The following is a 7,641-nucleotide window of genomic DNA, read 5'->3' as shown; positions in this document are numbered from 1 at the left end:
AACCGGCTCAAACGCCACCGTGCCGTGGCCACCCGGTACGACAAGCTGGCCGTGCGCTACGAAGCCACCGTCTATGTCGCCGCGATCAACGAATGGCTCTGATCGACTTCGATACAGGCCCTAGCCGAGTCCCGGAGTGGCGCATGTCCGCGCGACCGCTGCGCCCTCCGGGTGGCCCTCCGATCAGCCGCGGTTGGCCAGGACCGCGTCCAGGTACTCGGCGATCGCGTCGCGGTTGCGGGTGAGGCAGTTGACCCGTTCGGTCATCCGGTCGCGCTCGTGCTCGAGGGTCGCGATCATCTCCGGGGTGGCGTCGGCGAAGACGATCGCCCGCGGCTTGTCCAGGCAGGGCAGGATCTGCTTGATGATCCGGGTCGGCAGCCCGGCGTCGAGCAGTCCCCTGATCTGCAGGACCCGGTCGACGTTGTACTCGTCGTACTCCCGGTAGCCGTTGGGCGACCTGGCGGGCACGATCAAGCCCTGCTCCTCGTAGTACCGCAGCAGTCTGCGCGGTGTGGCCGTCCGGTCGGACAGCTCGCCGATGCGCACTGTGGTCGTCCTCACGCCGGGATCGCTGGACCCTCACACAAGTGTGATGGTTCGACGATACCGGTATGCGCACCGAGCTCCGACAACGAACCCCGGCCCTCATCGCGTTGGCCACCGCGGCTTTCATCACCGTGCTCACGGAGGCGTTGCCCGCGGGCGTCCTGCCGGCCATGAGCCGGGACCTCGGCGTCAGCGAGTCAGCCATGGGGCAGTCCGTGACGATCTACGCGGTGGGCACCGCCATCTCGGCCATCCCGCTGTTCGCCGCGACCGCGAGCTGGGGCCGCAAGCGGGTGCTGCTGCTGGCGATCGTCGGGTTCGCGGTGGCCAACACCGTCACGGCGGTCGCCGACGTCTACGCGCTGACCATGGTCGGCCGCTTCGTCGCCGGGATCGCGGCCGGGCTGGTGTGGGCGTTGCTGGTCGGGTACGCCCGCCGTCTCGCGCCGCCCGGGTCGCAGGGCAAGGCGATCGCGATCGTGATGGCGGGCGTGCCGGTGGCGTTGTCGCTCGGCGTGCCCGCGGGCACCTTCCTGGGCGGGGCACTGGGCTGGCGGGTCACGTTCTGGGTGATGACGGCGGTGGCCGTCGGGCTGCTGGTGTGGATCACCGCGCTGGTGCCCGACCAGCCCGGTTCGCCGGGTGGCCGCCCGCCGGTCTTGCGGACGCTGGCGATCCCCGGGGTGTTCCCGGTCCTGTTCGTCACCCTGGTCTACGTGCTGGCGTACGCGATCCTCTACACCTACATCGCGAGCTTCCTGGAGCGGCTCGGGATGGGGGACCGGGTGGACTTGGCGCTGCTGATCTTCGGGATCGCCTCCATAGCCGGGATCTGGGCGGTCGGGACCTATGTGGACCGTCAACTGCGCGCGCTTTCCCTTGGTGGACTGGCCTTGTTCGCGATCGCGGTGACCATGTTGGCCGTGCTGTCCGACAGTCCGTTCCTCGTGTACACGGCGCTGGCGGCTTGGGGCCTGGCTTCCGGCGGTATCCCCACCCTCCTGCAAACCGCCACCGCCAACGCGGCGGGCGAGTCGGCTGACGTCGCCCAGGCCATGCTCGTCACCTTGTGGAACGCGGCCATGGCCGGGGGCGCCATCCTGGGTGGTGTGCTGCTCGCCCAGGTCGGGCCCGTCGTGTTCCCGTGGACCGGTCTCGCGCTGCTGACCCCGGTCTTGCTCGTCGTCCTGTTCGCCCGCCGCCACGCCTTCCCGGCGCGGGTCCTGCCGGCGAGCCGGGACGGGCACTAATATCTGGCCATGACGTCCTCACCGCCGGTCGACATGGTCGACCTGTTCGCAGGCCCCGGCGGCCTGGACGTGGCGGCCCGGTGGCTGGGGCTGGGCGTGCACGGCATCGAGTGGGACCGCAACGCCTGCGCCACCCGAGCGGCGGCGGGGCTGGGGACCACGCGCGACGACGTGCGCGGGTACGGCCCCGCGGACTTCCCGGACGCCACCATCCTGGCGGGCGGCCCACCCTGCCAGACCTACACCGTGGCCGGCGGCGGCGCGGGTCGTCGTGCGCTCGAGCAGGTGCTCGCCTTCGTCAAGCGAATGGCGGCAGGAGACGACGGAGTCGCCGCCGAACTCGCACTGCTGGACGACGAACGCACCGGCCTCGTCCTGCAACCACTGCGGTGGGCACTGGCGGCGGAGCAGTTGGGTCGGCCGTATGAAACCATTGTGCTGGAACAGGTTCCGGCCGTCCTCCCGGTCTGGGAAGCGGTCCGGGAAGCGCTGGAGGGAATCGGCTACCGGGCCACCTGCGGCATCCTGAACACCGAGGAGTTCGGCGTACCGCAGACCCGCAGGCGAGCCATCCTCATCGCCCGTCGCGACCGGCAGGTGAGTCTGCCCGCACCGACGCATCGGCGGTACCGCAAGGGGATGCTCCAGTCCGAAGGGGACAGTCGGCTGCGTCCCTGGGAGAACATGGGATCCGCACTGCGCAGGCCCTCGCCGTTTGTCGTGATCTCGAACTACGGTACTGGCGGCGACCCCAAGGCGCGCGGCAGGCGCACCTCTGCTGAACCTGCCGCAACTGTGACCGGCAAGATCTCTCGCAATCGCTTGGTCGCTGCTGATGGCACGGAGCTGGACCGCTTCACGTTGGCGGAGGCGGGAAGGCTGCAGAGTTTTCCTGTCGATTACCCGTGGTCTGGGGGAGACATCGCCCAGCAGATCGGGAACGCGATCCCGCCTCGACTGGCGGCGCATGTGCTGGCGGCGGCCCTGGGGATTCAGCTGGATGAGACTGCGTTGGATGGTGCGGTGGAGAGCAAGTGGCGTCTCGCTGCCGGGAGGTTGGTCGGCTAGGTGGAGGTGCCCCGCGCAACCTGCTGATGCACAAGCAACTGTCGCCCCACGCTTCCACCAACTGCAGGGGAGAGGCCGACCCCACTCAACCGCAGCGGATAAGCCGCCTCCGCTGGAACGCAAGTCCCGCTACGGATGCTCGATCTAGTGGACTCGCTTCGTGTGGGGGAGGAGTACCGCTAAACTTGCCGTGTGGTGGGGATGCCCTTCACCCGCCCTTTTTTCGCCACCGCGGTGCTCTAGGGGCCCCGCGCGAAGTGAGTTCACTAGATCGAGCCCCGCTTCTAACTCGGGCAACGAAGACGGCAACCAAAGGACGCTGCAGCGTCAGCGCAGCAGTTCCTCAACCTCCACCGCCAACGCCTCAAGCCGCCCCACCGCCGCCCCATCAGCCGCAGGCGCCACGACCTCCAGGTATGCCTTGATCTTGGCCTCTGTCCCAGAAGGCCGAACGATCACCCGCACCCCGTCGCCCACATACCGCAGCACGTCCGCCTCCGGTAGCAAGTCCTCGGCCACCACCGCGACGCCACCAAGGGTGGTGGGTGGAGTCGATCGTAGTCCAGACATCAGCGTGCGGATTCGGCCCAAATCTCCCACCCGCAACGAGATCTGCTGCGTCAGATGGCGCCCATGCGCCACTGCCAGCGCCTCTAGGGCATCCACCACGGTCTTGCCGGAAGCCCGCAATGTGGCCGCCAGGTCGCAAGCCAGTACCGCCGCCGCGATCCCGTCCTTGTCTCGAACAGAGCCGGGGTCCACACACAACCCCAAAGCCTCTTCGTACGCGTAGATCAGGCCATCGCCCGCGCGGACCAACCACTTGAAGCCGGTCAGCGTCGCGGCGTACCGGGCCCCGTGCGCTGCCGCAATCGAGGCGAGCATCGACGACGACACAATCGTGTTCGCCACCAATGGGTTCACCGCGTCTGAAGTGGACAACATGTGCTCGCCGAGCAGGGATCCGGTCTCGTCGCCCGTCAGCATTCGCCAGTTGCCGTTGGTGTCCTTGACGCCTATCGCGCACCGGTCCGCGTCCGGGTCCAAGGCGATCGCCAAGTCGGCGTCCACCGCTACCGCCTTGGCCAGTAGTAGGTCGGTTGCGCCGGGCTCCTCCGGATTTGGGAACGGCACCGTCGGGAAATTCGGGTCTGGTACGGCCTGTTCGGCCACTATCCCCACGTCGACGAATCCCGCCTGGTGCAACGCCAATGCCAGAGGTCCGGCGCCTACCCCGTGCATCGCCGTCGCTACCACGCGAAGCTCGCGTGCGGTTCCGCGTGGCAGCACGGCCACGCTATCTACATAGGACTGAAGGATCTCGTCGCCGAGTGTGGTGCATGCCGAAGACCGCTGCACCGAGACGGCGGCCGGGGCGGCGGCGATGGCTGCCTCGATCGCGGCGTCCGCGGGCGGGATGATCTGTGCGCCACCGTCGTCGTAGAGCTTGTAGCCGTTGTCCGCTGGTGGGTTGTGCGACGCCGTGATCTGCACACCCGCGACTGCTCCCAGTGACCTCGTCGCGAACGCCAGCACTGGGGTCGGTAACGGCTGTGGTAGCACTCGGACGTCGAAACCCGCTCCCGCCAATACTTCCGCAGCGTCCACATAGAACACTTCAGAACCGTGGCGCGCGTCTCGGCCGACGACCACGGTGCCGCCCGCGTGGCCCTGGGAGAGCAGCCACGTCGCCAGTCCGGCCGTCGTGCGGATCACCACCGCGCGGTTCATGCCGTTCGGCCCGGCGCGCACCGGGCCGCGCAGGCCTGCCGTGCCGAAGGTCAGCGGCCCGGACATCCGGTCTTCGAGCTCCTCGACCGCGCCCGGGTCGCCGCCCATCGCGCGGGCGACGATCGTCTGCAGCTCGAGCTTGGCGGCCGGGTCGGGGTCGTCGGCCAGCCAGCGGAACGCCCGGTCCCGCAGGGCCGGGGTCAGCCTGGTCACGACCGGACGACCAGCTCGCGCAGCAGCCCGCCCATGCCCTCCGCCGCGACCCGGCCCGCCTCCAGCACTTCCTCGTGGTTGAGCGGTTCGCCGGTGATGCCCGCCGCCAGGTTCGTGACCAGCGACAACCCGAACACCTCGACGCCCGCAGCGCGTGCCGCGATCGCCTCGAGCACGGTCGACATGCCGACCAGGTCGGCGCCGATCGCGCGCAGGTAGCGGATCTCCGCGGGGGTCTCGAAGTGCGGCCCGGGCAGGCCCGCGTAGACGCCCTCGACCAGCGTCGGGTCGATCTCCCGCGCGACCTTGCGCAGCCGCGGCGAGTACAGGTCGGTCAGGTCGACGAACTCCGCGCCCACCAGCGGCGAGCGCGCGGTGAGGTTGATGTGGTCGCTGATCAGCACCGGCTGGCCGACCCGCACCCCCTCCAGCAGGCACCCCGCCGCGTTGGTCAGCAGCACCGACTTGATCCCGGCCGCCGCCGCGGTGCGCACGTTGTGCACCGCGCGGGCGACACCGTGGCCCTCGTAGAGGTGCGTGCGGCCCAGCATGACCAGGACCCGCTTGCCCTCGACCTCGATCGAGCGAACCGTGCCGCCGTGGCCCTGGACCGTCGGGGCGAGGAAGCCCGGCAGGTCGGCCATCGGCACCTCGGCGGCGGGCGTGCCGAGGCCGTCGACGGCGGGCCGCCAGCCGGAACCGAGGATGAGCGCGAGGTCGTGGCTGTCCACGCCGGTGCGGTCCGCAAGCGCTTTCGCGGCCTGGTCGGCGACGTGGCGGGGGTCGGTGTCGATGTCGATGCCGGTCACACTGCGGAGCCTACGCGGGGTTTCATGCGCAGCAGGAGGAACACCGGTACCCCGATCGGGGACAGCAGCACGGTGAGCACGAGCAGTGGACCCATGATCAGCGGGTGGATCCGGCGCTCGCGCGACTCCAGGTACATCCACCGCCCGATGAACAGGTCCCAGGCCAGGACCTGGGCCCAGATCAGCGTGACGGCGTTGTCGTCGCCCAGGAACGCGGTGAACTTCGCCAGCGTCGGCTGCGAGACGGCCGCCCACAGGTCGGGGAACACCGGGATCGCGGCGATCGCCCAGACGACGATGCCGGGCAGCAGGATCAGCGGGCTGCTGATGACCCGGTGGGTGACCGACCAGGTCGGCGCGAAGACCATCAGCGCCCAGAACGGCGCCACGACGTAGAACGCGAGGTCGAACAGGGTGCTCACGCGGTGACCTTCTCCCGTGCGGTGACCAGGCCGATGGCGACCCCGACGGCGATCACGCCGAACGCGGTGCCGGTGGCCCAGTCCGGGTGGATGATCGACTGGCCGCGCAGAGCCTGCCAGGTGACCAGTGCTACCAGCGCGCTGTAGCCCAGGGCGAGCGTCCAGATCACCCGGACGGCGGCGGGTTCGGGGCGGCGGCGGACCGCCAGCGCGACCAGCGGGAGCAGTTGCAGGGCGTGCATGCCGATGAAGTGCGGGACGCGCAGGTCGCCGCCGGTGGTGGACCAGTTGACCAGCGGCAGCCCCGGACCGCCGTCGGGGACGCCGACGCTGTGCGCGCCGATCACGTTCTCCACGCCGCTGGAGTTGCCCAGCATCAGGCCGCCGAGCAGCAGCCCGACCAGCGAGATGAGCATGCCCCAGCGGATCGCCAGCTGCTCCGACCGAGTCCCCAGCCGCTGCGCGGCGATCTTGATCGTCAGGAGCAGGGTGCCCACCCAGAGCACCACGATCGTGGCGCCCATGATGCTGAACAGCATCCCGTCCAACTCGGTGGTCTGGTTGAAGTGGCTGCGCCTGCCGCGCACGACCTGGCCGACGATGATCGCCATCTCGGCGACCGAGGCCAGCACGACGGTGGTAGCGGTGGCGTTGATCAGGCGGGTGCGCGGGGCCAGCGACAGCAGCCAGGCCCAGCTCAGGCCGAACGCCACGAACGAGAGGCTGAACTTGAGCGGCTTGAGCCAGATCGGCGAGCCCACCAGCACGCGGTCGTCGACGAGCAGCCCCACCGCGCTGACCAGCGCCGTCGCGGCCATGAGCGCGGTGAACAGGAGTAATGGTCGGTGCCAGGTCCGCATCGGTTCGCCCCTCGATTATGGATAGTGGTGCTGTCTACTATCGATAAGTACGCTATCCGGGGTCGGTTGTCGAGAGGGGTTTCGGTGCGGATAGGCGAGCTGAGCAAGCGCAGCGGCGTGGCGGTGCCAACGATCAAGTACTACCTGCGCGAAGGCATGCTCCCGCCCGGCGAGCGCACCAGCCCGAACCAGGCCCGCTACGACGACACCCACCTGCACCGCCTGCGCCTCGTCCGAGCGCTGATCGACGTCGGCGGGCTGTCGGTGGCGGCGGTCCGCGGCATTCTGTCCACTGTGGACGCGCCGGAGTCCGATATGGAGGATCTGCTCAAGACGGTGCAGAAGGCGGTGCTACCGGTCCCGGAGCCCGCGGCCGTCGACGCGCAATCGTCGGCGGAGAAGGAGATCCACGACCTGGTCATCGAACTAGGCTGGGACGTCTCCCCGAAGCACTTCGCGGTGGAGGCCCTGGCAACCGTCCTGGTGACGGCGCGATCGCTGGGACACGACCGGTTCCTGGACTTCATCCGCCGCTACGGACCGATCATGCAACAGATCGGCGTCGCGGACCTGGACTACGTCGTGGGCGCCCGAACGGTGGACGACCTGCTCGAGGCGGTCGTCGTCGGCACCGTCCTGGGCGACTCGGTGATGATCACCCTCCGCAGACTCGCCCAAGCCTCGGAAACCGCCACCCGCTTCCCCGGCGGCGGCGATCGACAGTCCCTTTCGGATTGAG

The 7,641-nt window shown here is 69.3% G+C and carries 8 protein-coding genes; 3 read left to right on the top strand and 5 right to left on the bottom strand.

Features of this window, described 5'->3' with window-relative positions:
- Nucleotides 1-183: 183 nt before the first annotated feature.
- The gene (locus tag QSK30_RS10915) at nucleotides 184-549 is read right to left on the bottom strand and encodes a MerR family transcriptional regulator (protein ID WP_285501927.1); all 366 of its coding nucleotides are present in this window, start codon (nucleotides 547-549) and stop codon (nucleotides 184-186) included.
- Between the two features lie 65 nt (nucleotides 550-614).
- Between QSK30_RS10915 and QSK30_RS10910 the strand changes: the two genes are divergently transcribed.
- Both QSK30_RS10910 and QSK30_RS10905 read left to right on the top strand, forming a co-directional pair.
- Nucleotides 615-1,799, top strand: coding sequence for an MFS transporter (locus tag QSK30_RS10910; RefSeq protein ID WP_285501913.1), 1,185 nt, complete (start codon nucleotides 615-617; stop codon nucleotides 1,797-1,799).
- A 9-nt stretch (nucleotides 1,800-1,808) separates the two neighbouring features.
- Nucleotides 1,809-2,867, top strand: a complete 1,059-nt coding sequence (locus tag QSK30_RS10905) for a DNA cytosine methyltransferase (protein ID WP_285501911.1) — start codon at nucleotides 1,809-1,811, stop codon at nucleotides 2,865-2,867.
- A 327-nt stretch (nucleotides 2,868-3,194) separates the two neighbouring features.
- On the opposite strand, the gene QSK30_RS10900 is transcribed toward QSK30_RS10905, so the two are convergent.
- From QSK30_RS10900 to QSK30_RS10885, 4 genes are read right to left on the bottom strand one after another with little or no spacing between them, the layout of a single operon-like run.
- Nucleotides 3,195-4,811: a phospho-sugar mutase gene (locus QSK30_RS10900; RefSeq protein WP_285501910.1), complete on the bottom strand. Its 1,617-nt coding sequence runs from the start codon at nucleotides 4,809-4,811 to the stop codon at nucleotides 3,195-3,197.
- Complete coding sequence (locus QSK30_RS10895; RefSeq protein WP_285501909.1) at nucleotides 4,808-5,620, bottom strand: purine-nucleoside phosphorylase; 813 nt, start codon at nucleotides 5,618-5,620, stop codon at nucleotides 4,808-4,810. Before QSK30_RS10895 ends, QSK30_RS10900 begins: the two co-directional genes overlap by 4 nt.
- Complete coding sequence (locus tag QSK30_RS10890; protein ID WP_285501907.1) at nucleotides 5,617-6,042, bottom strand: ABA4-like family protein; 426 nt, start codon at nucleotides 6,040-6,042, stop codon at nucleotides 5,617-5,619. The genes QSK30_RS10895 and QSK30_RS10890 overlap by 4 nt, the downstream gene beginning before the upstream one ends.
- Nucleotides 6,039-6,902 carry a hypothetical protein gene (locus QSK30_RS10885; protein WP_285501905.1) on the bottom strand — a complete coding sequence of 288 codons (864 nt, stop codon included), beginning with the start codon at nucleotides 6,900-6,902 and terminating at the stop codon, nucleotides 6,039-6,041. Before QSK30_RS10885 ends, QSK30_RS10890 begins: the two co-directional genes overlap by 4 nt.
- A gap of 84 nt (nucleotides 6,903-6,986) precedes the next feature.
- Between QSK30_RS10885 and QSK30_RS10880 the strand changes: the two genes are divergently transcribed.
- The gene (locus tag QSK30_RS10880) at nucleotides 6,987-7,640 is read left to right on the top strand and encodes a MerR family transcriptional regulator (protein WP_285501903.1); all 654 of its coding nucleotides are present in this window, start codon (nucleotides 6,987-6,989) and stop codon (nucleotides 7,638-7,640) included.
- Nucleotide 7,641 lies beyond the last annotated feature (1 nt).

Source organism: Actinokineospora sp. NBRC 105648, from assembly GCF_030269645.1.
Classification (GTDB): Bacteria; Actinomycetota; Actinomycetes; order Mycobacteriales; family Pseudonocardiaceae; genus Actinokineospora.
Note: the sequence above shows the minus strand (reverse complement) of the source record. Positions and strands in the feature narration are given on the sequence as shown.